Below are 24,221 nucleotides of genomic sequence, written 5' to 3'. Positions count from 1 at the left end.
ACGAGGCATGAGATGAACCGTATTCGAACTGCCGCTACGGCGGTTGCCCTACTGGCTCTGATGCTTCTCGCTGTCGGCTGTGTCTCAAACCCGGCCGACGCCGAGATGAGCGAGAACCCCGACGTGTGGGGTTACGTCGCATCGGCAGACAGTGCGCAACTCGAGGTGACCGAGGTGCAGCAAGGTGCCACTGAGCTGACGATCGACCGGGTGCTTGCGCCCGGCGCCGCGTGGATCGTCGTCCACCTCGACGACAACGGCAAGCCTGGTATGCGGGTGGGAATCGCGCCTGTGAAGAAGGGCGAATCCACCAACGTGAAGGTCAAGCTCGACGAGATCGGCACCGAGAAGGTCATCGTTGCGATACACGCCGACCGAGGTGAGAAGGGCGAGTTCGACTTCGACATGATGGCGCCGACGATGAGTCCTGATCGGCCGTACTTTGTCGACGAGAAGGAGCTCGCCAAGATGGTCACCGTGCGCGAGTTCGGCGTGAAGGCCGACGCGGGCACTGCGGCGATCGAGGTCGAGGACCAGCCTGGAGAGACGGAGTCTCTCACCGTGAAGCGCGTTCTGGCTCCCGGCGGGGCGTGGATCGTCATGCATCTGGACGAGGATGGTGCGCCTGGCGCTCGCGTGGGCCTTCAGCAGATTCCTGCTGGCGAGAGCACCGACGTCGCCGTTGAGCTTTACCCCCTGCCGCTCACCGATACCCTGTTCGCAGCGGTACACGCGGACCTGGGCACAGCGGGCATCTTCGAGTTCGACATGATGAACAAGGTCAACAGCCCCGATCAGCCGTACTTCGTGGACGGCACGGAAGTGGCTGTGCCCGTCAAGGTCAGGTAGCGCTCGATCCGATGGAACGGATACGCAGGCCGCCCCGGCTTCCGGGGCGGCCTGCAGCGCTACGATGCGCTACGCTCGCGGCAGAAGGAAGGGGACTCCATGCGTATCCTTGTGGTTGGTGCGGCAGGCCGCACCGGACGGCACGTCGTTGAGCAGGCACTCGGTCACGGGCACGAGGTCCGGGCATTCACGCACTCCGCGCCCCTCGACATCGTGCACCCGAGGCTCCAAGTCGTGACCGGCGACGCCAGGTCCTTCGACGAGATCGAACCCGCAGTCGCGGGCTGTGACGCAGTGGTCTTCGCGGTGGGCTCGGGCGGTGGACGAGACGTGCGCGTCTACTCTGAGGGTATCGCCAACGTGCTGCACGCGATGGCCAGCCACGAGGTGGACCGGCTGGTCGCGGTGAGTGCGGCCGGCGCGTTCGCTCGAACGGACCGGCGCATGTCAGCCGGCTTCCGGCTCATGATCGCCACGGTGCTCAAGCCCGTGTACGACGACATGGAGCGCATGGAGCAGCGCATCGCGGCAAGCGGGGTCGACTGGACGGTCGTGCGCCCTGTGGGCCTGAGCGACGGTTCACTGACCGGGCGCTACCGGCTGTCGCTGGACGGCTCGCTGCTGCCCAAGTCGACGCGCGTGGCTCGGGCCGACGTCGCGGCGCTCGCGCTCAAGGCGGTCGAGACGGGTTCGTTCTCGCGCTCAACGCTCGTGATCGCGGACTGAGCGAGAGAGCGTCCGCCCTCCGTCCCCGGCCCGGATTCCGCGCTCAGTTCCTTGGTCCCGGTAGCCGTGCGACCACGGCGGCCGAATGCGTGCGCAGTGATGCCAGCACGGCGTGGATGCCCGGTGTCTCGCCGGAACCTCTCCTGATGGCCGCCCACGTGAGGCGGTTCAGCTCCAAGTCGGCGACCTCGCGAATAGCCACCCCGGGCAGGTCGTAGGCGAACGCGAGGGGAGGCACCAGCGCTACCCCCAGCCCGGCTTCGACGGCCGCGAGGATGACATCGAAGTCCATCGAGTGGAAATCGGTGCGCGGCTCGAACCCGACGCGCCGCGTGGCCGACTGCACGAACTCGAGCATCGAGGTGGAGTCGCGGCCGACGATCCACTCGGTTTCCGCCAGGGTCGCAAGGGCCACCGGTTGGCTGGAGGCGGCGGCCGGATGGGCCACAGGCAGGGCAAGGTAGACGCGCTCTCCGAAGAGCTGCTCGCGCTCGACCCCCTCGTCTTCGAGTGTGGGGAGCAGGTCCCATTCGTAGGTCAGCGCCACGTCCACGGCGCGTGACTTGAGGGCAGGGATGGCCTCCTCAGGCTCGAGGTCGACCATCGAGATGCGCAGGTTGGGGTGCGCGGCACCGATCTCGACGAGCGCCGGCACGAGGACCGTACGCGCCGCGCTGGGGAAGGCCGACACGCGCAGGTGACCGACGATGCCCCGTGAAGAGTCCACCAGATCGGCTTCGGCCTGCTCAAGTGCGGCGAGTACCCGCTCGGTGTTGTGGACGAGGCGAACGCCCGCATCGGTCAGGCGTACACCGCGGCCGTGGCGCTCGAGCAGGGGGACGCCGGCCTCACGCTCCAAGACGGCCATCTGCTGTGAGACGGCTGATGAGGACATGAGCAGACCCTCGGCGGCAGCAGCGATCGTGCCGCGAGCCGCCACATCACGCAGCATCTTGAGACGGTTCACATTCAGCATAAGTAAGTAGAACTTACGATATAAGTAAGAAATCTGCAATGTATCTTCTGTATTCGAGGACCGATAATAGCTAGGGAAATGAAAACACATTCGCGTCCCGCACCGATTCGACGAAGGAGGCCACGATGGTTGACAGCTTCAGCGAAGGTTCCGTGTATTTCGGCCGAACCTTCCTGCTGGTGGCGAGTGCCATCGCACTCGCGCTCATAACCGGGTTGATCTAGCTCACCCCCTTGCGCCGCTGTCGGCATCCCCCGGCGGTGGCTAGCGACACCAATCGGCGCTCCGCGAACCCGCGGGGCGCCGTTTGCGTTGGCGGTGTTGCCTGCTGCGCGCTCCGAAGAACGCTCGTCGGCTGCTCGAGTCCATTGAAAGGCTTGAATCCGGCGGCGGTACCCAGCGGGAGCTTGTCGAGTGAAGGTCGTCTTCGACGATTCCGCGTGGGAGGACTATCTCTTCTGGCAGAAGACCGATCGAGCGATCGTCCGACGCATCAATGCACTTATCGAGGATATCCGGCGTACGCCGTTTCAGGGGGTGGGTAAGCCGGAGGCGCTCAGGCATGCGCTGTCAGGCTACTGGTCGCGCCGTATCACCGCTGAGCACCGCATCGTGTACCGGATCCAGGATGACGCGATTCTGGTCGCTCAGCTGCGCTACCATTACTGATGCGGCCCCGCGGATTCTGGCGCCGGGCGTCGGGGTACTAAGACCCATGGAGGCGAGGACGTGGACGAGCGGACACGAGTAGGGATGCCGCGCGCGGGGCTGCTTCGAGCCAGCGCGACGCACGACCCGGTCTTCTGGATCGCGTTGGCCATCTCGATGCTGTGCGCAGCGGTCCAGATCGCCTTCGCGGTCGTCTTCGTGCCGGTGATGCTCTTCGCATATGGGGAAGCCGGGACCGAGCTGCCCCAGCTGTTCGCCATGGCCGACACACTGGGTCCCGCCGGCATCATCGTGCTCCTGGGTGTCATCGACGCCCTCATCTTCGCGGTCTTCGTCGGGGCATCGCGTCGCTACTGGCTCGGCCTGCTGTTCGTCCCGCCGCTGCTGTACATGCTCGGTGCGTTCGTGCTTCTGATCACGGGGTTCTCGGGGGCCGAAACCGTCTTCCTACGCTGACGGAGTTCCCTTCTGCGCTCTAGCACAGTAGAGTGGTGGTGCGCGCTGCGCCGTCCGCGCGGCCTCTCGGGATGAAGGAGCAACCACGATGCTGTCACTCGCCCTGCCGAAGGGCTCGCTTGAAGAGCAGACGCTGCTGTTGTTCAGCCAGGCCGACATCGCCATCAAGAAGTCCAGCCGCGAGTACAACCCCACCTGCGAGGATCCGCGCATCGACCGCGTGAAGATCCTGCGGCCGCAGGAGATCCCTGTCTACGTGCAGCAGGGTTTCTTCGACCTCGGCATCTCCGGGCACGACTGGGTGCGCGAGAGCGGCGCCGACGTGGTCGAGGTGGCCGAGCTGCCGTACGCCAAGACGGGGACCGGCGTGGTGAACATGGTGTTGGCCGTCCCCCAGGAGTCGGCCATCGCCACGGCGCGTGACATCCCCGCAGGAAGTCGCATCACCACCGAGTTTCCCAAGGCCACGAAGGAGTTCTTCGACGACCTGGGCATCGATGTCGAGGTGCACTTCAGCTACGGGGCTACCGAGGCCAAGGTCCCCGAGATGATGGATGCGCTCGTCGACCTGACCGAGACCGGCTCGACGCTGCGCCGTAACGGGCTCAAGATCGTCGACACGATTCTCACGTCGACGACGCGTCTCGTTGCCAGTCACGAGGCGTGGGCGGATCCGGTGAGGCGCCGCGAGATCGAGGAGATCCGCACGCTGCTGCTGGGTGTGATCGAGGCGCGTGGGCGCGTGCTGCTCTCGCTCAACGTGGCACACGAGAAGCTCGAGGACGTCATCGCGGTGCTGCCGGCGATGAAGCGCCCCACCGTGAGCAAGCTCTACGGCTCCGAGGACTACGAGATCACGACGGTTGCCGACAAGTGCGACGTCAACGTCCTCATCCCGCGCCTGAAGGCCGCCGGCGCCGAGGACATCCTTGAGATGCCCATCAGCAAGATCGTCAGGTAGCGGTTCCATCACCTGGTCACATCTTCGCCCCGCGTCCGCGCTAGACTGGGATGCGAAAGGGGCGTGACGCATGCCACAGACCGGATGGTGTCGCGACTGCGGCGACTGGGTGTATGTTCAAGATGACGGCTCGTGTCCGAATGGGCATGGGCCCGAGTGCGTGGATGCGGTACACACGGACACGGGTTCTTCGGGCACCGCGACCATTGCGAGCGTGGGCGTGGGTGACGTGCCGCCCGACTTCGAGAGGTTCAGCTGGGGTGCGTATCTGCTCATGCCCCTGTGGGGCATCGTCTACGGGTCGAGCATGGTACTGGGCTGGTGGGCGCTTACCCTGGCGACCACGCTCCTTATAGTGTCCGTCTTCTCCAGCGGCGGGAACCCCGCCGCTATCGCCGCCTCATCGTCGATATCGTCGGTGGTCCAGATCGGCATCCAACTGTGGGTGGGAATGAATGCGTACCGTTGGCTGTGGAACAAGGAGAAGCTCCGGCTTGCAGCGGTTCCCGACGCCAAACCTCGATTCAGGACCACTGAGTTCCTCGCCAAGCAGGTGCGCTGGCTTGCTGCCGGGGCGACGTTCACGGTGCTATCGCTGCTAGGGCTCGCAATTCTGGGGCTGTCGGGTGAAGCGACGGCGGTCGCTACGCGTGAGCAGTGGGGCATCACCACCAACGAGGTCATGGTGGCGGCCGTATGGACGTTCGCGGAGATCGCCCTTGCTGTCTGGCTGGCCCGGAAGATGCGGGCGGGCGACGTAGCGGCACCCGAGGGCGTCTGACCCGTGTCGCACAGAGAGCTCACGGCCGAAGCCACCGCCACCATCGCCCACGGCGTCGAGATGCCGCGACTCGGCTTCGGCACCTATAAGTCCCCGATGGGCGAAGTCGAGCACGCGGTGGAGTTCGCCCTGCGCGGCGGCTATCGCAGCGTGGACACCGCGTCGCTCTACGGCAACGAGGAGGGTGTAGGCGCGGGAATCCGGGCAAGCGGGGTGCCGCGCGACGAGCTCTTCGTGACCACGAAGGTCTGGAACGACGAGCAGGGTTTCGACGGGACGCGTGAGGCGCTGGCACGCTCGCTTGAGCGTCTGGGGCTCGGGTACCTGGACCTCTACCTCGTGCACTGGCCCGTCCAGCAGCACCTTGCGGGGACCTGGCGCGCGATGGAGTCGCTGCTGGCTGAGGGGCGCACCCGGGCCATCGGCGTGTGCAACTTCCTGCCGCACCACCTGGATGCACTGCTCGCCATTGCTGAGGTCCCGCCGGCCGTCGACCAGGTCGAGTTCCACCCGTGGCTCCAGCAGCCGGGACTACAGGCGTACCTCACAGAGCACGACATGACTCTCGAGGCGTGGGCGCCGCTGATGAAGGGCCGCATCGGCGAGGAGCCGATCATCGTCGACATCGCCGCGCGGCATGGCGTCTCTCCGGCCCAAGTCGCGGTGCGATGGATTCTTCAGCTCGGCTACGTCACGATTCCGAAGTCCGTGCACGACGAGCGGATCCAGACGAATCGCGACGTCTTCGGATTCGAGCTCACCGACGATGACATGGTGGCAATCGCCGGGGCGGACCGGGGCTTTCGCCTCGGCCCGGATCCCGACGTGTACGCCTGGTGAGCTTTCGCCTAGTAGCAGTCGCAGTGAATCTCGAAGTAGGACTGCGCGTGGTGGCACGCTGGACACTCGTTGGGGGCGTGCGGGCCCTCGTGCACGTAGCCGCAGTTTCGGCACTTCCACTTGACGAGCGTCTCGCGCGCGAAAACGCGGCGGTTCTCGACGTTCTCCAGTAGCTTGCGGTACCGCTTCTCGTGCCAGCTCTCGACCTTCGCGATCTCGCGGAACGACGCCGCGACGGCGGGGAAGCCCTCCTCGTCAGCGACTGAGGCGAAGTCGGGGTAGAGCTCGCTCCACTCCTCGAGCTCGCCGTTGGCTGAGGCAAGCAGGTTCTCGGCGGTGGTGCCGATGACGCCGGCGGGGTAGGTCGCGGTAATCTCGACCGGACCGCCCTCCAGGTGCTTGAAGAAGACCTTGGCGTGCTCCTTCTCGTTGTCCGCCGTCTCGGTGAACAGCGCGCTGATCTGCTCGAAGCCCTCCTTCTTCGCTGCGCTTGCGAAGTAGTTGTAGCGCATGCGCGCCTGGCTCTCACCAGCGAATGATTTCAGCAGATTCTGCTCGGTGCGGGTGCCCTTGATGCTCGGCATGAATGCTCCTTTCGGGGTCTCGGGAATCGGTTCCTAGGTGATACCCGAAGCGGCGCGCGCCTACGCGCGCTCGCGCGCCAGCAGCGACTCCTTGCGCGAGACGCCCCAGCGGTAGCCGGTGAGCGAGCCGTCAGCGCCGATCACGCGGTGACACGGAACGGCTACGGCGAGCGGGTTAGCGCCGCACGCCTGTGCGACCGCGCGCACGGCCGTGGGGCTGCCGATGCGCCGCGCCAGCTGGCCGTAGGTGACCGTCTCGCCGGGAGCGATGCGGGTGAGTGCGAGCCAGACCCGCTGCTGAAACGCGGTGCCGCGAACATCGAGCGGCAGGTCGGCACCGTGCGCCGGGTCGTCGACGAGGCGCACGACCGCGCCGGCGAGAGCCGCCCCTTCGCCGCCATCGGAGCGCACCTCCGCGCGGCTGAAGCGGGCCTTCAGGTCGGCGAGAAGAGCGGCGTCGTCCTCGCCGAACGCGATGTAGCACACGCCGCGCTCGGTCAGGCCCACGATGAGGCGGCCCAGCGAGCAGTCCGCCAGCGTGTAGCGCACGATCTCGCCGGGCGCACCGCGCCGGAAGGCGGCCGGCGTCATCCCCAGCAGCTCGCCGTGGCGCTCGTAGACGCGGCTTTGCGACCCGTACCCCGCAGTGTGCACGGCGTCGGCCACGGGCATCCCCGCCGCGAGCCCGTCTCGCAGGTTCCTCGCGCGGGCCGCATCGGCGTAGCGCTTGGGCGAGAGCCCGACAGCCGCGGTGAAGCGCTCCTTGAGCGCGGAGGGGACCAGGCCGACCGCGGTCGCCAGCTGGGCGAGGGTGGGCGTGGGCTCGCCGAGCGTGACCGCCTCGTCGATCAGGACGACGGCACGGGCCACTGCGGTGTCGGTGGGGTTGCTCATGGCGTCAGTGTAGCCGCGCGCAACTGGGCGGGACTATCCGCTTTCGCCACCGCCTACAGGGTGACTCGGCGGCCGGCCTCAAGTTCTTCCAGAGAGTGGAACGTGTCGCGCCACACGACGCCGCCACGCCGATGCGTGAGGTAGGTCGCACGCGCCAGGGCGAAGACCATGAGCGCGATGCCGATGGGCCACAGCAGCCCCGCCGCCCAGGTGCGGGTGTTCACCCACAGCGCGGCGCAGAAGACCGCGGTTGTGGCGGCCAGCGAGACGCCCCCAAGCGCAAGGAGCCAGTCCGGACCGTACATCGCGCCGGCGAGTGTCGCTGCGATAGGGGAGTACTCGATGGCGAGCAGGGCGGCGAACGCGAGCATCACGAGTGCGAAGGGCCGATGGGCCAGCGAGGAGCCGTTCTTCTCTACGCCTCGCATGAGTTCGCCGATCGAGGCGTACATCGGCACCGAGGCGCACCCGCGTCCGTTGACCATCGCCACGCTACCTCCGGCCTGCTTGACCATCTGCGCCAGTGCCACGTCATCGCCGGTCTCGAGCCTCAGGTGCTCGAAGCCGGGCGTGCGCTCGAGCGCCTCGCGACGCACGAGGTTGAACGAACCCGAGCCGATCACCGTGCGGCGGCGGGGGTCGCGCACCGCTCGAGGGTCGACGATGAGTGCCAGCGCGCGCATGAAGTCGGCCCACACCGCGTCGACGAGCGGACTCCCCATCCGAAACTCGGGCACGAGAGCGATCATGTCGAGCTTCTCGCCCAGCGCGTAGGCGACGGCCTTGCGCAGGGCTCCGCGCTCGATGGATACATCGGCGTCGGAGAACAGCAGCCACTCACCCGTGGCGGTTCGCATGCCCGTGTCGAGGGCGTGCACCTTTCCGAGCCAGCCTGCCGGCAGCTCGTCGACCCGGATGACCGTGAGGCGTGCGTCACCAGCGCCCGCCTCTCGGACTGCATCCCCCGTCCCGTCCGTCGAGCGGTCGTCGACGAAGACGATCTCGAGGTTGGGGTAGTCATCGGTGAGCCGCGTCGCCAGGGCAGCGCCAGCCGAGCCGATCTCGTCGCGCGCTGCGATGATCACGGAGACCCGGGGCCACGCTGCCGGTCCGGCCGTCTGCGCGCCCAGCAGCAAGGGCAGGCGCGAGACGTTGCGGGCGAACAAGGCGCACTCGACCAACACGAGGACGCAGGCGAATCCCAGAACAAGGGCGATTGCGGTGTTCATATCCTGAAGTATCGGGAATCTGCTACCCGTACGACAGTGGTGGGCGAGAGGAGATGCTGTATGCCCATGCAGATACGACCGGTCGACCCCCTACAGGAGCCGGCGATCAAGGATGTCGTCTGCGCTGCGTTCGGCTCTGAGGTCGAGTACGAGCTCGTCGAGGCGCTACGCGCGGAGGAGGACGTCTGGGTCCCGGAATGGTCGCTTGGGGCCTACATCGACGGTGAGCTGGCCGGCCACATCCTGTTTACACGGGCGTGGGCGGGGTCGAAGCTTGCTGCCCTGCTCGCACCGCTCGCCGTCAGCCCGGTGAACCAGAACACCGGCGTGGGTCAGGCTCTCATAGAAGCGGGTCTTTCAGCGGCACGCGCAGAGGGCGCGGAGCTTTCGCTGGTTCTGGGGCACCCCGACTACTACCCCAAGGGGGGCTTCGAGCCGGCCATGCCGCACGGGATTCTCGCCCCGTATCCTATCAATCCCCCTGAGGCGTGGATGGTCATCGAGCTTGTCGAGGGTGCGCTGGTCGATGCCGCCGGAGTCGTGAAGGTGGCCGAGGCTCTGGGCGCGCCCGAGCTGTGGCGTGAGTGACGGTCGGGACCGGCTTGCGGAAACGTCCCGGACACTCCCCGCGTGCTGGGCAGTGACCGGCGTCACAAAGCCACGAGAAACTCACGCAAGGATTACCCGGCTGTAACCACGGCGGCTTGTCGGTGTGGCCCAATGGGCGTACTCGTCCCGATACGCTCGGGCTCCGAATCCGACGACACTGCTCGCACATGCCGGAAAGGTCGACCTGCCGTGGGTACTCTCTACGACCTGTGCGTTCGCGCAGGCAAGGAACTTGAGTCGCGCTACGGTGGCGACCCGATCGGGCTCGTCAGGGCCAAGGGCGAGCTGGCGGCCAAGTCCGGCTTCCTCGTCACGATGGTCTCTCCGAACGACGTGGACGACCTGCAGAAGCGCGAGCGCCTCGTGATCGCCGCAACGCAGATGGGCATCCAACTGTGACCGAACGCCACCGCCGCGTACGCACGACCGTACGCCTGCGCATCGTCTTGGCTATGTTCATCGTCGTCCTCGCGAACCTAGTGGTAGGCGGCTTCGCCAGCTACCAGTACGCGCAGGCTGCTGCGTCGGCGTCGGCCGCTGCAGAGGCCCAAGCGCGCGCGGGACTTCTGGCTCAGGCGAGTCAGCGGCTCACGGAGTACTTCTCGGAGGCGACTAACCTCGCCCTGAGCATGAAGGCGTCTACTAGTTCCGAAGAGATCTCGACCGAGTACGGCGGCTTCATCGGGGTGGATCAGTCGGTGTTCATGGCGCTCGGTCGGCTTGAGGCCGGTCTGCCTTCCGAGGACTACGAACGCATGTCGCGCACCTGGGAGGACCTGAGGATCGATGTGGCCAAGTGGGTGAACACCGAGGCTCTCTCGGGGGGCACGCCCATCCGGCTTCGCCGCATGGAGAACGGCTCGTTCCGCGCCAGCGTCGAGACGGACCTCTACGCGGAAGAAGGCACTCCCGCGTCCGAGATGAGGCGCGCCGTGCACGTGAAGGAGGAGGCGTTCCGCGACGGGCTCCTGCGCGGCTTGGTGCGTGATGCCGAGGCCGAGGCGCTGCTGGCGACGCGAGCAGAGAAGCAAGCGAGCGAACTGGCGCGGGCAGCGATCCTCGTCTCGATCGGCGTGGCGCTCTTCGTGGCCCTCGCCATGAGCGTGTGGCTCTATCGCTCGATCGCGACGCCGTTGACCGCCGCCAAGCACTTCTCTGACGAGGTGGCTGCGGGGCATCTTGAGGCGAGCATCGTGCATCGCACCGGGGACGAGATCGGCGCGTTGACCCTGTCGGTAGAGAACATGCGCGACGCCGTGGTACGTCGGCTCGATAACATTCGCGAGCTGGCGGGCGTCGTGCTTGTTCTGACGGAGAGTTCCACCGCCACGCTCGCTGAGGCCGAGAAGGCCCTCGCCGAAGGGGAGTCGGAGCGTGCGGCGGCTTCGCTCACCGAGGCGCGAGCCACGACGGCAACGCTCTCGGAGCTCGCCTCCGGCATGCTCGAAGCCTGAGGTCGGGGCGGTGGCGCGCGGGCAACTAGGGTAGAAGGGGAGAGACTACCCGAGCCCTGGAGGACCCGAGACCCATGAGCACCGACCGGCCCGTTCGCATCGTCGTCGTGGGGGGCGCCAACACCGACGTCGTCGGTCACAGCGTCAACCCGCTCATCGCGCACGACTCCAATCCGGGGCACGCGTCCGTGAGCGCGGGTGGCGTGGGGCGCAACATCGCCGAGAACCTGGCGCGCCTTGGAGCCGACGTCGCGCTCGTGACGGCGTTCGGGGGCGACCACAATGCGCGTGAGCTCCAACGCCACGCTCGAGCGGTCGGCGTGGACACGTCCGCGTCGCTCGTCTGCGACGAGCTGCCCGGGTCCGTCTATCTGGCCATCCTCGATGCCGACGGCGACATGGCGCTGGCGCTATCGGACATGCGTCCGCTGGAGCGGTTGACGCCGGAGGTGCTGGAGCGCGCCTCCGGCGTTCTGGCAGCCGCCGATCTGGTGGTCTGCGACACGAACCTCTCCGAGGAGTCGCTCGTGTGGCTTGCCGAGATGGCGGCTGCTCCGCTGCTGCTGGACCCCGTCTCGACCGCCAAGGCAGGGCGAGCGCACGCTGCGCTCGAGCGGCTTGACGGCCTGAAATGCAACATCGCCGAGGCGCAGACGATCACCGGGCTGCGCGATGAGCCGTCGGCGCAGGTTCTGGCCCAAGCCCTGCTGTCCTTGGGCTGTCGCCGCGCGTTCGTGACGGATGGCGCGCGCGGTGTAGCTGCCGCCGACGCGGGCGGCGCTGTGTGCCTGGAGGCGCGTCCCGTGCCCGTGCTCAACGCGACCGGAGCGGGGGATGCGTTTGCCGCGGGCGTGGCGCTGGCGTTGTGCGAAGGAGCCACGACCACACAGGCAGCGCAGTGGGGACGCGCCATGAGCGAGTTGGCGCTGCGAAGCGAAACGACCGTGAGCGAGCGCGTGAGCCGTGTCGCGCTGATGAAGATGCTGGAGGAGCTGTCATGAGCGTCGTTCTGTCACCGGAGGTTCGTACGGCGATTGACGAGGGGATGCCCGTGGTGGCCCTCGAGTCGACGATCATCTCCCACGGGTTTCCGTACCCGGCCAACCTCGAGTGCGCCCTGGAAAGCGAGCGGGTCGTCCGCGAGAACGGCGCTGTGCCCGCCACGGTCGCGGTGCTTGCAGGCCGTCTGACGGCGGGCCTGTCCCGCGAGCAGATCGAGCGCCTTGCCGAGGCGGGACCCGACGGCATCGTGAAGGCGTCTCGCCGTGACCTGCCCGTGCTTGCGGCGCGAGGCGCAGACGGAGCCACGACGGTCGCGGGGACGATGGTGATCGCCGCACTGGCCGGCATCCGCGTCTTTACCACCGGGGGCATCGGAGGCGTGCACCGTGGCGCTGAGCGCACCTTCGACATCAGTGCTGACCTGCTTGAACTGGCTAGGACCGACGTTGCCGTCGTCTGCGCAGGAGCGAAGTCGGTCCTGGATCTCGCTCTCACGCTTGAGGTGCTCGAGACGCACGGTGTTCCCGTGCTCGGCTATCGCACCGACGAGTTTCCCGCCTTCTACAAGCGAGCGAGCGAGTACGGCGTGGACGCGCGCTTCGATTCTCCTGAGGAGATCGCGGCGGTCTTGCGCGCTCGCGCAGATATCGGCATGACGGGCGGAACGGTCATCGCGAACCCCATCGATGAGGCGGATGCTATCGACGCGGACGTGCTGGACGGTTGGACCTCGACTGCTCTAGCTGAGGCGCAGGCCGCCGGTGTGCACGGAAAAGAGGTGACACCGTTCCTTCTCGCGAGGCTTCATGAGCTGTCGGGAGGGGTGACCGAGGAAGCCAACAAGCGCCTCGTGTGGAGCAACGCTCGTCTGGCGGCACGGATTGCGGCGGCTTTTCCGAAGAGGGACTGAGCCCTCGGCGTTGAAATGAACCCCTGCGGGTTTTTGTGCCGGGCGCCTTGCGGGTGCCCGGAGGACGACAAGGGGGGCGCTTCATGTCGCTGACCGAGATCAACGTGTGGCTGGATACGGTGTTCAGCGCGTTGTACCTGTTAGTGCTGCTGTTTCTCGTGTGGCACTTCTCGATGTTCGTGATCAAGGGGCGCTTCCGCAAGTCCTTCATCGAGGGGAAGTGGCCCGAGCATGATTCGCGACCGCCTGCCACGCCGAAGGTGCTGCACGCGGTCCACATGGTCTCGATGATCATCCTAGGATTCACGGGGATGTATATTCGGTTCCCGTTCACCTATGGGGGGCGCACGTTCATGACGAACGTGCACTACCTCTTCATGATCATCGTCATCGCGGTGCTCATCTGGCGGCTGTGGTACGCGTTCTACTCCAAGACCAATGCGGACTGGCGTGAGTTCGCCATCGGCAAGAAGGACCTCGCCACCGCGGGGGGTGTGCTGAAGTACTACGGGTACCTGAGCGACCAGAAGCCCCATGTCGCGAAGTACAACGTCATGCAGAAGATGTCATACAGCCTCTTTCTCGTCATGATGGTCATGCAGGCGATAACCGGGCTGTTGATCTGGCGCTACCAGTTCCCGATCATCGACGGGAGCTTCTACAGCCTGACCGCGTCGCTCGCCGGGGCGACCGGCATCTGGGTGACCCGCATGCTCCACTACGTGCTCAACTGGGGATTCATCATCATGACCACCGTGCACTTCTACCTGGCGTTCAGCGTGGACGTGCCGTGCGCGCTGGACTTCTTCGGTCTCAAGGAGCTTGAGGTCGTCGAGGGAGCGCATGGCCACGGCGACGAAGGAGATGCCCACGGCGACGATCACGGCGCGTTTGAGCCGGTGGCGGAGCCGTCGATCTGACAGCGTCCAGGAGTGGTGCGTGGTTCCGGGCGCGATGTGCCGAGCTCGAGCGCGAGCCTAGCGGTTGTTGTAGAGGCGCACCATGATGGTCACGCTCAGCGTGAGCACAACGATCACTGTCCCGACGAGTACGCCGGTCACGAGCACCGTTCCGTGCTCCGCGACGACCGCGTGCAGAGTTTCGGTGTCGTTGGCGAGCAGGGGCGGGTAGCACAGCACCAGAAAGTAGGTCGTGTACGCGCTCAGCGCCACGCCGACGCCCCAGCCGACGATCACCGTGGGCAGGCCCAGCAGGTTGCGAACGCTGGGGTGGCTTTCCGGATCTTGAGCGGCGCCGGGAGCTCGGTGTACTTGGGCGGTCATGAGCGGGAGATTCGACACCGTCTGTTGGGTTCCTTCATCAGGGTCTCGACGCCCTCGACGTCTTTGGTGGCGGCCCGATACCACGAAATGGCGCGCGGCGTGCTACCCTTCACACCCGCGCGTACGTTCGTATGCGTCACCCACGACCTTCATGGAGTTGAGAAGCGCATGCGCGCGAACGACGTCAGAAACATCGCCATCATCGCCCACGTCGACCACGGCAAGACCACGCTCGTGGACCGGCTGCTGCAGACCACCCACGTGTTCCGAGAGAACCAGGAGGTGGCCGAGCGCGTGCTGGACTCCAACGACCAGGAGCGCGAGCGCGGCATCACCATCCTCGCGAAGAACATCTCGGTGCGGCATCGCGACACCAAGATCAACGTCATCGACACGCCCGGCCACGCCGACTTCGGCGGGGAGGTAGAACGCGTGTTGAAGATGGCCGACGGTTGCCTGCTCATCGTCGACGCGTTCGAGGGCGCTATGCCGCAGACTCGTTTCGTGCTGCGCCACGCGCTTGAGCACGGCCTCAAGCCGATGGTCGTCGTGAACAAGATCGACAGGCCCGGTTCGCGGCCGCACGAAGTGATCGACGAGGTGTTCGAGCTGATGTTGGACCTAGGTGCCGACGATGAGCAGCTCGACTTCCCCGTCATCTACACGAGCGCTGTCAACGGCTATGCACGGCTTGAGCCCGATGACGGCAACATGGACATGTTGCCGCTGCTTGACGCCATCATCGACCACATCCCGGCCCCCGACGTCGACGCCGAAGGCCCGGTGGCCATGCAGGTCTGCACCATCGACTACTCGAACTTCGTCGGCCGTATCGGCATCGGCCGAATCTTCTCCGGGACCCTGCGCTCGGGCGAGCGGATCATGGTCATCAAGAATGACGGCCGCCGTTTCCAGGCCAACGTCAAGGAGCTCTACACCTTTGAGGGCATGGGCCGGCTTGCCGCGGAGTCCGCGCACGCTGGGGATATCGTCGCGGTGGTCGGCGTTGAGGATGCCGACATAGGTGACATGTTCACCTGCCGTATCGATCCCATCACGCTTGCCCCCATACACGTCGAAGAGCCCACGATGTCGATCGTGTTTGAGGCGTCCACGAGTCCGCTCGTCGGGCAGGAAGGCGACATAGTCGGTGGTCGCCAGATCAAAGAGCGTCTCATGCGCGAGGCCGAGTCCAATATCTCAATGAACATCTCCGAGACCGAGGACAAGACCGGCATGGAGGTCGCCGGTCGCGGCGTGTTGCACCTCTCAGTACTCATGGAGACGATGCGCCGTGAAGGCTATGAGTTTCAGGTGGGCCGTCCACGCGTGATCATCAAGACGGATGATCACGGCAAGAAGCTTGAGCCCATCGAGCAGGCGGTTGTGGATGTACCTGCTGAGTACGCGGGCAAGGTCATCGAGATCTTCGGTTCCGCTTCGGGCGAGATGACCGACATGGTGCAGCGCGACGAGCATGTGCACCTCGAGTTCAAGATCCCGTCGCGTGGCGTCATGGGCCTGCGCACGCGGATCCTCAACGCGACACGTGGCGAGGCCACGCTGTTCCACCACTTTGCCGATTACGGTCCCTACCGTGGAGATCTGGGCGGGCGCCAGAACGGCTCGCTCATTGCGATGTCGACTGACAAGTCGGTTGCCTTCGGTCTCGAGCCGCTGCAGCAGCGCGGCAAGCTGTTCGTGGGCCCCGGCGTCATGTGCTACGAAGGCATGATCGTGGGCGAGAGCGCCAAGAGCGGCGACTTGGTGGTCAACGTCGCCAAGTCCAAGCAGCTCACCAACATGCGCGCGTCGAGCGCAGACAAAGGCATCGCGCTCGCGCCGCCACTTACCTTCACCCTGGAAGAGGCGCTCGAGTACATCGAGGACGACGAACTCGTCGAAGTGACGCCGAAGTCCATCCGCCTGCGTAAGCGGCTACTGATCGAGAAGGACCGCAAGCGCCAGCGCAACGCGGGGTAGCCGAACACTCGTGCCAGCTGCCGGGCCCGTCGCTTCTCAGATGCCGTACTCCACGGCGATCTCGTCGCGCCCCGCAGCGGCCTTGAGTGCCTCGTAGTCGCGCTCGTTCTGATTCGCGTAGGCCACGGAGAAATCCGCCAGCGCCCGGTCAAGCGTATCGCCTCGACCGAGGTACGCCGAGATCGCTATGCGATGGCCCGACCGGGCATGGGCGCGGGCGAGCGTCCAGCCGCAGACGCGGGCGTACGGCGCCCACATCACCGGATTCATCTTCGTGTGGTCGAGGCTGCCCTTCCCGTCCCAGAGCTGCCGAACGTAGTAGTCGTGCGGAAGGCCGTCGAACCCGCGGATGCGATACCAGCCCAACGTCACATCGCTCGATGCCTGCATGAGGCGTTGTCCTTCGACGACGCGACGTCCATGGTGACGGAACCGGCTCCGCCCCACGATGGGCTCCAGTACCGATGAAGTCGCCTCCTTCATCTGGAGGAACAGTGGATCACACGTATCGCGACCCAGCATGAGGACGATCCAAGCGCGAGCCCCGACCGATCCGACGCCCACGACCTTTCGCGCGATGTCTGCGAATCGGTAGCTGTCGAGGAGGCGGCGACGGTCCTCAGGCAGACTGGCTCGGTAGTTGCGCAAGAACTCCTCGATGACCGGCTGGAACCGCTCGAGTTGTTCGCCGGTCAGGAGCTCCTCCGCGCGAACGACAAGCGGAGGGTTGCTGGCAATTCGTGGCTCGCCGTCAACGAGATGAGTGAGCTTCGATAGCGCGCGCAGGCTGTCCTTGCTGGCGGCCTTCTCCAGATTGGCGCGCGTGGTCTTGACTACGGCTTTGCCGGTCCCTGTGGTGGCAACGCCGGTGATCAGGTGCTCCACGTCGAGGCGGGCGTACCAGACGTCGATGTTGCGCATGGCCGCGAACTCGGTCATCGCCTCGCGGTATGCCCGCACAGCGGTCAGGACGATGTCGCGTCGCCACCGGGCAGAGACGTCGCGCTCGCGCAGTGCGATCTCGAAGCTCGCCGCAAGACGCTTGATGTCGAACTCCCAGGGCCCGGGCACGGTCTCGTCGAAGTCGTTGATGTCGAAGACCTGGGCGCGCTCCGGTGACCGATAGATGCCGAAGTTGGCGAGGTGCGCGTCGCCGCACAGCTGCGCCCTGAGTCCGGACGTGGGCGTGGTGGCCAGATCTGACGCCATGATGACGGCGCTGCCACGGTAGAAGGCGAAAGGTGAACGCAGCATGCGCCCGTAGCGGATGGGCAGCAGTTCGGTCATGCGGGTGGCTTCTTGCGTCCGCAGCTGCTGAATCGGATCCGTGCGGTCATCGCGCGGTACCCATGCGGCGTGGCTGCTGCGCGGCACCCGACCCCGGGCCGCTTTTCCTACGGCGGCACGCTCTTCAGGTGAGAGGTGCTCGATATCGCGGATCTTCGAGCGCGGAATCGAAGGACCAGTCATGGGTGCGCGCCTCTCGTCGGGGGAGTCCGCCCGGGGTGTGCCGTGAGGATTCCCGTTTCGCGCGGGGCGTCAAACAGCAACGGCGCCACGGTAGCGACGGGCGCCGGGTGATGCGCTACTCGTTCTCGGCTGGGGGAGCGGGCGCTCGCCGCCAACGCAGCAGCCGCAGTACGTCGGAGTAGTCGTCGGTGAGGACGGGCCCGTCCGTCGGCTCCGTCCAACCCTTGGCTGCGAACGTCGATAGCGCCGCGGGTCGGCCCACGAGCAGCCAGCGGGAACTCTGGGCTGCCAGCCGCTCTCGGTCGGCCGGATCGGGCGGGTACTCGCCCAAGAGGGCTCCAAGGCCGATAGAGCGGGCGGTTGCAGCCACCGCCGGGGCCAGGTCGAAGTGGCGGTTGGTCAGCTGGAACGCGATGACGCCGTCGGGCTGAACGGTTCGCGCGTAGGTCTGCATCGCCTCGCGCGTGAGCAGGTGCGCCGGGATGGCATCCGACGAGAACGCGTCCAGAAGCAGCACGTCGAAGGCGCCGTACGGTTCGCCGTCAAGCGACAGGCGCCCATCGCCCACCACCACTCGGGGCTTGGCTGCGGCCTGCGACAGGTAGGTGAAGTAGCGCTCGTCGCGGGCGATGGCGATCACGGCCGGGTCGACTTCGAAGAACGAGAGCCGGTCGGCGTCTCGTGCGTAGGCCGCCATCGTTCCCACACCCAGGCCCACGACCCCGATCGAAGCCCCGGCGGGCTTGCGGCGCTCCACGTCGGCGAACACCTCGCCTAAGGGGCCCGACCTCACGAAGTAGGATGTCGGCTCGGTGCCGCGAGCGTCGCGGAACTGGAGCCCGTGCAGCGTCGTGCCGTGAATCTCCTCGTAGGCCTCGCCCCCGAAAGCGGAGCGGACCTCGGTGATGCCGAAAAACGTGCGGACGCGCAGGACATGCGAGGGCATGAAGGCGAGCATGAGGGCGGCCAGCGCCACGGCCGTCGCGATCGCGAGACCTCGAGGCGTGCGGCCCAGTGCGATCACCTGAACGCCGACTACGACCACGACGACCACGAGCATGATGGACGCGACCGAGTCCATCGCCGCGGCGGCGAGCAGCACGGCAGCGACCGCAGCGTAGGGCGCCAGGCGGCCGCCGGTCTCGCGCAGTATCGTGCGCACGTCCGAGGAACGTGTCGGTGCCGCCGCCCCCGGAATCGTGGCGAGCACGCTCAGGCCCGCGACGATGAGCAGCGGAAACTCGTAGACCGCGTCAAAGACGATCGGCGCAACGAGCGCCACGAGCGTGGTGGCCAGCAACCCGCCCGCCGAAACGAGCAGGTAGAACCGCGTGAGATGCGCTTCGGCCGGCCGCTCCGCAGCGAGGCGCCCGTGGATCGCCACGGCCAGCACCGCATACGTCGCGAGCATCAGGCCGATCAGCAGGAGCGGCGGCCAGCTGATGCGGGCAACGTAGGGCAGCCACATCAGCGTGGCGGCGGCAGGGACCAGGCGCTCAGCCACGCGGGTGGCGCGAGGGCCCACCCGAGAGAAGGCGACCACGAAGCTCGCGAGGTAGACGCTGAGCGGACCAATCCACAGGAGCGGGGCCGAGACCTGGTCGGTGGCGATATGCGTCGTCGTCGCCAAGAGCAGTCCTGCGGGGACTGCGGCTGCGAACACCCACCAAGCCATCGTGCGCCGCGCCGGCATCGGTGCCGCCGGCTGCTCCGCTGCGGTGCGCGCGAGGGCGGCGGCCCGTGGTCTCAGCGCCACGATGGTCGCAAGCAGTACCGTCAGCACCGCAAGCCCCGCAGTGATGGCGACACGCTGCGACGAGAGCGGCACGAAGGGTTCGATCAGGAACGGGTAGGCGAGCAGCGCGGCGAGACTAGCTGCGTTCGAGACAGCGTAGAGCCACCAGGGGTCCGAACTGTCCTGGGAGTACCACGCGGACAACAGCGGCGTGGTCGTGGAGAACAGCAGCACCGGCGCACCTGAGATCAGGGCGAGAGCCGCAAGCACGCTGAGCACCGGAGGGATCCCGCCGGCAGCCCCGAGGCCCACCACGGGGGGCGCGAGAACCGCCGCCGCCGCTGCGAGGATCGCCAGGCCGACATGGACCGCGCTGCCCGTGTGGCGGGAGAGGCGCTGGGTGAGTGTGTGTGCGTAGAGGTAGCCCAGAAACACCGTGGCCGAGAAGAAGCACAGGGCGGTCGTCCACACCGCAGGTGTCCCGCCGAACGCGGGCAGCACGACGCGCCCAGCATAGAGCTCGAGCGTGAACAGCAGGAAGGCCGACAGCCCGATGGCCGCGAGGTAGAGCGGAGTTCGCCTGGCGATGGGCGGGGGGTCGGACACGTGTGGCTCCCAAGTGGCACCGGTCGAAGTTGCTACTGCCAGTATGCGGCAAGGACGCGGGAGTAGGAGTTCCGCGCGAAACGGGGAACAACTAGCCCATGAGCATCCGCAGCGCGTTCCCGCACATCGTTCGGGAGATAGAGAACACCTGGATACCACTTTCGGACGGGACGCGGCTGGCCGCTCGCATCTGGCTGCCGGTCGATGCCGATGACACCCCCGTGCCCGCCATTCTCGAGTACCTGCCGTACCGCAAGGACGATGCGAATGCGAGCCAGGACTCCACCCGCCATCCGTACTTCGCCGGGTTCGGCTACGCGGGCGTGCGGGTGGACTTGCGCGGGACCGGCGACTCGGACGGCATCATCTGCGACGAGTACCTCGCCCAGGAGCAGGACGACGCGGTCGAGGTGATCGCGTGGCTCGCTGCGCAGCCGTGGTGCTCGGGGGCTGTGGGCATGATCGGCTACTCGTGGGGCGGCTTCAACGGGTTGCAGATCGCTGCACGTCGTCCGCCCGCGCTCAAGGCGGTTGTCACGATGTACTCGACCGATGACCGCTACCGCGACGACTGCCACTACGTGGGCGGCTGTCTGCTCGGCAGCGACATGCTCAAGTGGGCGTCGTGGATGCGCATGTACAACGCGCTCCCGCCCGATCCTCGCCACCGTGATGACTGGCGCGATGTGTGGCTCGATCGACTGGCGAGGACGCCCGCGTTCATCGAGCCGTGGGTGTCGCATCAGGTGCGCGACGACTACTGGCGGCAGGGCTCGGTGTGCGAGGACTACGCCGCCATCGAGGCGGCCACGCTCGTCGTTGGCGGCTGGACCGACGCGTACACGAACGCGGTTCCTCGCCTGCTCGAGCATCTGACCTGCGAGCGGCGCGGCATCATCGGACCGTGGGCGCACGTCGCGCCGTATCGGGGCAAGCCCGGTCCGCTCATAGGGTTCCTCCAGGAGTGTCTGCGCTGGTTCGACCGGTGGCTCAAGGACATGGACACCGGCGTGGAACGCGATCCGCTTCTGCGCGTGTGGATGCAGGAATCGCTACCGCCCTCGGATACCTATCAGGAGCGCCCGGGCCGCTGGGTGGCCGAGAATGCGTGGCCGCCCGCAGGCGCAACGGCTCGAAGCTGGGTGTTTGGCGAGGAATCGCGGCTCACGGAGGCAGCGCCGGATGCTGGGGCAGCCGGCGTGGGGGTGGCCATCAGCACGCCGCAGCACGTGGGCCGGACTGCGGGCGTGTGGTGCGCCAACGGCCGCGACCATGAGCTCGCCTCGGATCAGCGCCCGGACGATGAGTACTCGCTGGTGTTCGAAACGACGCGGTTTGACTCCGAAATCGAGGTGCTCGGCTTCCCGATCGTGCATTTGGAGCTGGCCTGTGACCGTCCGGTGGCGCTCGTGGCTGCCCGGCTGTCCGAGATCGGGCCCGATGGCGCCGTCACCCTGCTCACGTGGGGTCAGCTCAACCTCACCCATCGCGACAGTGATGAGTTCCCCGCCCCGCTCGTGCCGGGTGAGCGGTTCAGCGTGCGACTGCAACTCAATGCCATCGGACAGCGAGTGGCGGCGGGCCAGCGCCTGCGGCTCGCACTGTCCACCACGCACTGGCCGCATGCATGGCCGGCACCCGAAGCGGCTACCGTCACGGCGTTCGTCGCCGGGCCGAGCGCGCTGGAGTTGCCGATTCTGGAGCACCCCGGGCCCACACTGGCGGCTCCCTTCGAGGCGCCCGAGCAGGCGGCCGACGCGTGGCTGCACGAGCGCGATGAGCGCGAGCGTCGCCGCGTGGACGACCCGGTCACCGGCGTGCACAGGGTGGAGGACCGTGAGGTCGCCGAAGAGTTGATGCCCGCCACGGAGACGCGCTTCGCCACCGAGGTCGATGACGTGCTCGAGATCGCCGAGAGCGACCCGCTGTCCGCTCGCGTCGTGACGCGTCGCGTTGCCACGTTGGAGCGAGATGGCTGGTCGATTCGTGTCGAGTGTGATGCCCAGATGCGTTCCACCGCCGACGAGTTCGTGATCGACGACGAGATCAAGGCGTTCGAGAATGGGGAGCTCGTCTTGGAGAGTGGCGAGCAGTTCCGTATCCCGCGGCGGCTGGTCTGACTACTCCCGTGGGAGTAGTCGCGTCCGCTCCGCAGGGCCCATGCGCCAAGGCTTGGATGAGGCGTACCATCGCACCATGACGAATCGAAGCGTGACAGCGGGTGAGAACACGGCGGTGCTGTCCGACTGGGCGCTTGCAGTGGCGGTCTTGCTCTTCAACTGGCTGCAGCTGGCGGTCATCCAGATCTTCTTGGCGGGAGCGCCGCCGGGCCCCGGAGGTCCCGGTCCCGGCGACATCGTGGTGGTTGCACCGCTTTTCAATACGCGGGTCATGGCGCCGACGATGTTGGCGTTCGTGTTAGTCGCAGTGGCGTGTCTGCCGCTCGTCTGGCGCCGTCGCTTTCCGGTCAGCGTGGTACTCATCTCGGTCGTGGCGACGAGCGTCTACGATCTCACGCGACAGCCCCCGATCCTTCTGATGCTGGCCCCACTGATCGCGCTCTACACCGCGGGGACGTTTCTGGAGCGTCGGCGCCTCGTGCCGCTGACCGTGGTTGCCATCGCAATCGCGCTTGTCACGTCGCTGCCGGGTCAGCCGACGGGACGCGTCTTCGCCGAGGCCGTGCGCATCACCGCACTGTTCGCCTTCGCCGCAGCCGTGGGCGACGCCACGCGAAACCGACGGGCCTACGTTGCCGAAGTGGAACAGCGTGCGCTTGAAGCAGAGCGTTCGCGCGAAGAGAATGCTCGTCGCCGGGTGGAGGAGGAGCGGCTGCGTATCGCGCGGGAGCTCCATGACGTCACGGCGCACTCGCTGTCGATCATCGCCGTGCAGGCTGGCGCGGCCACGCAGGTGGTCGAGAGCGATCCGGAAGGTGCGCGCCAAGCCCTTGAGGCGATACGAGCCACGAGCAAGTCCGCGCTCGACGAGCTGCGCGCGATTCTGGGCGTCATGCGCGGCGGCGAAGACGAAGCACCGCTCGCGCCCGCAGGTAGCATCACTCGCCTTGGCGAACTGACCGCTTCCGTCGAACAGTCCGGAGTGAGCGTCGACCTCAAGGTCGGCGACGTGGGAGACGTACCCGCATACGTGGAGGTCTCGACGTATCGTATCGTGCAGGAGGCCCTGACGAACGTGGTGCGACACGCGGGGGCGAGGCTGGCGGTTGTCGCGGTGGATCGGTCCGAGGATGAGCTGACGATCGTGGTGACGGACGATGGGGTCGGGGCATCGGTGTCCGATGCGGCGGGTCATGGCATCACGGGGATGCGCGAGCGGGTTGCCGCACTGGGAGGCGCGTTCAGCGCAGGTCCGGCGCCGGGCGGCGGTTTCCGCGTGACGGCCACGATTCCGCTCGCAGGGAGAGACAAGTGAGCACGGGCGACATGATTCGAGTGCTGATTGTCGACGACCAGGCTCTCGTGCGTAGTGGTTTGAAGATGCTGGTGGACTCAGCGCCTGACCTTGAAGTCGTGGCCGAGGCCGCGAACGGCGAAGAGGCGCTCGCCGCGGTCCGCGCGCTGGATCCGGACGTCGTCCTCATGGATATTCGCATGCCGGTCATGGACGGGATCGAGGCGACGGCTGCGCTTGCGGGCGATTCTTCCACGGCCCACGTGCGCGTTCTCGTGCTCACCACCTTCGATTTGGACGAGTACGTGTTCCAGGCGCTGCGTGCCGGTGCCAGCGGCTTCCTGCTCAAGGACGCCGACCCGGAGGCGCTCCTGGAGGCGGTGCGCGTGGTGGCGGCGGGCGAGGCGCTGCTGGCACCGAGCGTGACGCGGCGTCTCATCGCGGAGTTCGCCCGTCAGCCCGAGTCACGTCCGGCCAACGTATCCGGCCTCGAGCAACTGACCGAGCGTGAGCTCGAGGTGTTGGGTCTTGCCGGACGCGGCCTGTCCAACGCTGAGATAGGCGAGCGGCTGTTCATCAGCCCCGCCACGGCGAAGACCCACGTGAGCCACGTGATGCTCAAGCTGGGCGCGCGAGACCGCGCGCAGCTCGTTGTCACCGCGTACGAGTCGGGGCTCGTCGAGCCTGGCTCGGCGGCCGAGTAGCCGCCGCACGTCCTCGGGCGTACTCCTGTCGGAGTAGTCGCCCGCTCGAAGTCACCCCATCAGGCCGACGCGCGTTCGTCGGTCGG

General features: G+C 66.7%; 24 protein-coding genes and 1 pseudogene. 18 read left to right on the top strand and 7 right to left on the bottom strand.

The genetic code is table 11. The annotated features are described in order from the left end of the window. Positions 1 to 12: 12 nt before the first annotated feature. Both U1E26_01480 and U1E26_01475 read left to right on the top strand, forming a co-directional pair. Positions 13 to 849, top strand: a complete 837-nt coding sequence (locus tag U1E26_01480) for a hypothetical protein (protein MDZ4168314.1) — start codon at positions 13 to 15, stop codon at positions 847 to 849. A 99-nt stretch (positions 850 to 948) separates the two neighbouring features. After that, positions 949 to 1,575: an NAD(P)H-binding protein gene (locus U1E26_01475; GenBank protein MDZ4168313.1), complete on the top strand. Its 627-nt coding sequence runs from the start codon at positions 949 to 951 to the stop codon at positions 1,573 to 1,575. A 43-nt stretch (positions 1,576 to 1,618) separates the two neighbouring features. On the opposite strand, the gene U1E26_01470 is transcribed toward U1E26_01475, so the two are convergent. Next, complete coding sequence (locus U1E26_01470; GenBank protein MDZ4168312.1) at positions 1,619 to 2,551, bottom strand: LysR substrate-binding domain-containing protein; 933 nt, start codon at positions 2,549 to 2,551, stop codon at positions 1,619 to 1,621. A 325-nt stretch (positions 2,552 to 2,876) separates the two neighbouring features. On the opposite strand from U1E26_01470, the pseudogene U1E26_01465 reads away from it, so the two are divergent. The 6 genes and pseudogenes from U1E26_01465 (at position 2,877) to U1E26_01440 (ending at position 6,258) form a co-directional block, all read left to right on the top strand. Then, positions 2,877 to 2,969, top strand: a pseudogene (locus tag U1E26_01465) (type II toxin-antitoxin system prevent-host-death family antitoxin). Further along, positions 2,966 to 3,220, top strand: coding sequence for a Txe/YoeB family addiction module toxin (locus tag U1E26_01460; GenBank protein ID MDZ4168311.1), 255 nt, complete (start codon positions 2,966 to 2,968; stop codon positions 3,218 to 3,220). The pseudogene U1E26_01465 and the gene U1E26_01460 overlap by 4 nt, the downstream one beginning before the upstream one ends. A 60-nt stretch (positions 3,221 to 3,280) precedes the next feature. Then, positions 3,281 to 3,676: a hypothetical protein gene (locus U1E26_01455; protein MDZ4168310.1), complete on the top strand. Its 396-nt coding sequence runs from the start codon at positions 3,281 to 3,283 to the stop codon at positions 3,674 to 3,676. Between the two features lie 88 nt (positions 3,677 to 3,764). Continuing rightward, positions 3,765 to 4,637 (top strand): ATP phosphoribosyltransferase, encoded by an 873-nt coding sequence (hisG, locus tag U1E26_01450; protein ID MDZ4168309.1) that lies wholly within the window; start codon positions 3,765 to 3,767, stop codon positions 4,635 to 4,637. Between the two features lie 70 nt (positions 4,638 to 4,707). After that, positions 4,708 to 5,418 (top strand): hypothetical protein, encoded by a 711-nt coding sequence (locus tag U1E26_01445; protein MDZ4168308.1) that lies wholly within the window; start codon positions 4,708 to 4,710, stop codon positions 5,416 to 5,418. Between the two features lie 60 nt (positions 5,419 to 5,478). Then, on the top strand, positions 5,479 to 6,258 hold the full coding sequence (locus U1E26_01440; GenBank protein ID MDZ4168307.1) for an aldo/keto reductase: 780 nt from the start codon (positions 5,479 to 5,481) through the stop codon (positions 6,256 to 6,258). A gap of 8 nt (positions 6,259 to 6,266) precedes the next feature. Here the strand turns inward: U1E26_01440 and U1E26_01435 are convergent, their stop codons facing one another. From U1E26_01435 to U1E26_01425, 3 genes are read right to left on the bottom strand one after another with little or no spacing between them, the layout of a single operon-like run. Next, positions 6,267 to 6,842 (bottom strand): rubrerythrin family protein, encoded by a 576-nt coding sequence (locus U1E26_01435; protein ID MDZ4168306.1) that lies wholly within the window; start codon positions 6,840 to 6,842, stop codon positions 6,267 to 6,269. Between the two features lie 60 nt (positions 6,843 to 6,902). Next, positions 6,903 to 7,736: a methylated-DNA--[protein]-cysteine S-methyltransferase gene (locus U1E26_01430; protein ID MDZ4168305.1), complete on the bottom strand. Its 834-nt coding sequence runs from the start codon at positions 7,734 to 7,736 to the stop codon at positions 6,903 to 6,905. Between the two features lie 53 nt (positions 7,737 to 7,789). Continuing rightward, the gene (locus U1E26_01425; GenBank protein ID MDZ4168304.1) at positions 7,790 to 8,965 is read right to left on the bottom strand and encodes a glycosyltransferase family 2 protein; all 1,176 of its coding nucleotides are present in this window, start codon (positions 8,963 to 8,965) and stop codon (positions 7,790 to 7,792) included. 60 nt (positions 8,966 to 9,025) lie between these two features. Here U1E26_01425 and U1E26_01420 point away from each other — a divergent pair, with 60 nt between their 5' ends. From U1E26_01420 to U1E26_01395, 6 genes are all read left to right on the top strand, one after another. Continuing rightward, positions 9,026 to 9,553 (top strand): N-acetyltransferase, encoded by a 528-nt coding sequence (locus U1E26_01420; GenBank protein MDZ4168303.1) that lies wholly within the window; start codon positions 9,026 to 9,028, stop codon positions 9,551 to 9,553. 210 nt (positions 9,554 to 9,763) lie between these two features. After that, entirely contained in the window at positions 9,764 to 9,973 is a 210-nt protein-coding gene (locus tag U1E26_01415) for a hypothetical protein (protein ID MDZ4168302.1), read from the top strand. Then, a complete protein-coding gene (locus U1E26_01410; protein MDZ4168301.1) occupies positions 9,970 to 11,028 on the top strand; it encodes a methyl-accepting chemotaxis protein in 1,059 nt (352 codons plus the stop codon). Before U1E26_01415 ends, U1E26_01410 begins: the two co-directional genes overlap by 4 nt. Before the next feature lie 74 nt (positions 11,029 to 11,102). Then, entirely contained in the window at positions 11,103 to 12,029 is a 927-nt protein-coding gene (locus U1E26_01405) for a carbohydrate kinase family protein (protein MDZ4168300.1), read from the top strand. After that, a complete protein-coding gene (locus U1E26_01400; protein ID MDZ4168299.1) occupies positions 12,026 to 12,940 on the top strand; it encodes a pseudouridine-5'-phosphate glycosidase in 915 nt (304 codons plus the stop codon). The genes U1E26_01405 and U1E26_01400 overlap by 4 nt, the downstream gene beginning before the upstream one ends. A gap of 83 nt (positions 12,941 to 13,023) precedes the next feature. Continuing rightward, a complete protein-coding gene (locus U1E26_01395) occupies positions 13,024 to 13,860 on the top strand; it encodes a cytochrome b/b6 domain-containing protein (GenBank protein MDZ4168298.1) in 837 nt (278 codons plus the stop codon). A gap of 57 nt (positions 13,861 to 13,917) precedes the next feature. On the opposite strand, the gene U1E26_01390 is transcribed toward U1E26_01395, so the two are convergent. Then, a complete protein-coding gene (locus tag U1E26_01390; GenBank protein MDZ4168297.1) occupies positions 13,918 to 14,241 on the bottom strand; it encodes a hypothetical protein in 324 nt (107 codons plus the stop codon). Positions 14,242 to 14,391: 150 nt separating this feature from the next. On the opposite strand from U1E26_01390, the gene typA reads away from it, so the two are divergent. After that, the gene (gene typA / locus U1E26_01385) at positions 14,392 to 16,206 is read left to right on the top strand and encodes a translational GTPase TypA (GenBank protein ID MDZ4168296.1); all 1,815 of its coding nucleotides are present in this window, start codon (positions 14,392 to 14,394) and stop codon (positions 16,204 to 16,206) included. A gap of 36 nt (positions 16,207 to 16,242) precedes the next feature. Here typA and U1E26_01380 read toward each other — a convergent pair whose 3' ends face one another. Then, complete coding sequence (locus tag U1E26_01380; GenBank protein MDZ4168295.1) at positions 16,243 to 17,676, bottom strand: DUF2252 domain-containing protein; 1,434 nt, start codon at positions 17,674 to 17,676, stop codon at positions 16,243 to 16,245. Between the two features lie 115 nt (positions 17,677 to 17,791). Then, positions 17,792 to 20,017 carry a hypothetical protein gene (locus tag U1E26_01375; GenBank protein ID MDZ4168294.1) on the bottom strand — a complete coding sequence of 742 codons (2,226 nt, stop codon included), beginning with the start codon at positions 20,015 to 20,017 and terminating at the stop codon, positions 17,792 to 17,794. 98 nt (positions 20,018 to 20,115) lie between these two features. Here U1E26_01375 and U1E26_01370 point away from each other — a divergent pair, with 98 nt between their 5' ends. The 3 genes from U1E26_01370 to U1E26_01360 all read left to right on the top strand — a co-directional run bounded on the left by U1E26_01370 (position 20,116) and on the right by U1E26_01360 (position 24,135). Then, on the top strand, positions 20,116 to 22,137 hold the full coding sequence (locus U1E26_01370; protein MDZ4168293.1) for a CocE/NonD family hydrolase: 2,022 nt from the start codon (positions 20,116 to 20,118) through the stop codon (positions 22,135 to 22,137). 76 nt (positions 22,138 to 22,213) lie between these two features. Further along, a complete protein-coding gene (locus tag U1E26_01365) occupies positions 22,214 to 23,452 on the top strand; it encodes a sensor histidine kinase (GenBank protein MDZ4168292.1) in 1,239 nt (412 codons plus the stop codon). 11 nt (positions 23,453 to 23,463) lie between these two features. Next, positions 23,464 to 24,135, top strand: coding sequence for a response regulator transcription factor (locus U1E26_01360; protein ID MDZ4168291.1), 672 nt, complete (start codon positions 23,464 to 23,466; stop codon positions 24,133 to 24,135). The last annotated feature ends 86 nt before the right edge of the window (positions 24,136 to 24,221 follow it).

Source organism: Coriobacteriia bacterium, assembly GCA_034370385.1.
Lineage (GTDB): Bacteria > Actinomycetota > Coriobacteriia > Anaerosomatales > PHET01 > JAXMKZ01.
Note: the sequence above shows the minus strand (reverse complement) of the source record. Positions and strands in the feature narration are given on the sequence as shown.

Bases quoted from the DNA above. Each gene is read 5' to 3' on its own strand.
- U1E26_01360 (MDZ4168291.1), top strand. From the start codon at position 23,464: ATGATTCGAGTGCTGATTGTCGACGACCAGGCTCTCGTGCGTAGTGGT.
- U1E26_01480 (MDZ4168314.1), top strand. From the start codon at position 13: ATGAACCGTATTCGAACTGCCGCTACGGCGGTTGCCCTACTGGCTCTG.
- typA (MDZ4168296.1), top strand. From the start codon at position 14,392: ATGCGCGCGAACGACGTCAGAAACATCGCCATCATCGCCCACGTCGAC.
- U1E26_01440 (MDZ4168307.1), top strand. From the start codon at position 5,479: ATGCCGCGACTCGGCTTCGGCACCTATAAGTCCCCGATGGGCGAAGTC.
- U1E26_01475 (MDZ4168313.1), top strand. From the start codon at position 949: ATGCGTATCCTTGTGGTTGGTGCGGCAGGCCGCACCGGACGGCACGTC.
- U1E26_01425 (MDZ4168304.1), bottom strand. From the start codon at position 8,965: ATGAACACCGCAATCGCCCTTGTTCTGGGATTCGCCTGCGTCCTCGTG.
- U1E26_01420 (MDZ4168303.1), top strand. From the start codon at position 9,026: ATGCCCATGCAGATACGACCGGTCGACCCCCTACAGGAGCCGGCGATC.
- U1E26_01380 (MDZ4168295.1), bottom strand. From the start codon at position 17,676: ATGACTGGTCCTTCGATTCCGCGCTCGAAGATCCGCGATATCGAGCAC.
- U1E26_01400 (MDZ4168299.1), top strand. From the start codon at position 12,026: ATGAGCGTCGTTCTGTCACCGGAGGTTCGTACGGCGATTGACGAGGGG.
- U1E26_01405 (MDZ4168300.1), top strand. From the start codon at position 11,103: ATGAGCACCGACCGGCCCGTTCGCATCGTCGTCGTGGGGGGCGCCAAC.
- U1E26_01370 (MDZ4168293.1), top strand. From the start codon at position 20,116: ATGAGCATCCGCAGCGCGTTCCCGCACATCGTTCGGGAGATAGAGAAC.
- U1E26_01435 (MDZ4168306.1), bottom strand. From the start codon at position 6,842: ATGCCGAGCATCAAGGGCACCCGCACCGAGCAGAATCTGCTGAAATCA.
- U1E26_01445 (MDZ4168308.1), top strand. From the start codon at position 4,708: ATGCCACAGACCGGATGGTGTCGCGACTGCGGCGACTGGGTGTATGTT.
- U1E26_01395 (MDZ4168298.1), top strand. From the start codon at position 13,024: ATGTCGCTGACCGAGATCAACGTGTGGCTGGATACGGTGTTCAGCGCG.
- U1E26_01365 (MDZ4168292.1), top strand. From the start codon at position 22,214: ATGACGAATCGAAGCGTGACAGCGGGTGAGAACACGGCGGTGCTGTCC.
- hisG (MDZ4168309.1), top strand. From the start codon at position 3,765: ATGCTGTCACTCGCCCTGCCGAAGGGCTCGCTTGAAGAGCAGACGCTG.
- U1E26_01430 (MDZ4168305.1), bottom strand. From the start codon at position 7,736: ATGAGCAACCCCACCGACACCGCAGTGGCCCGTGCCGTCGTCCTGATC.
- U1E26_01470 (MDZ4168312.1), bottom strand. From the start codon at position 2,551: ATGCTGAATGTGAACCGTCTCAAGATGCTGCGTGATGTGGCGGCTCGC.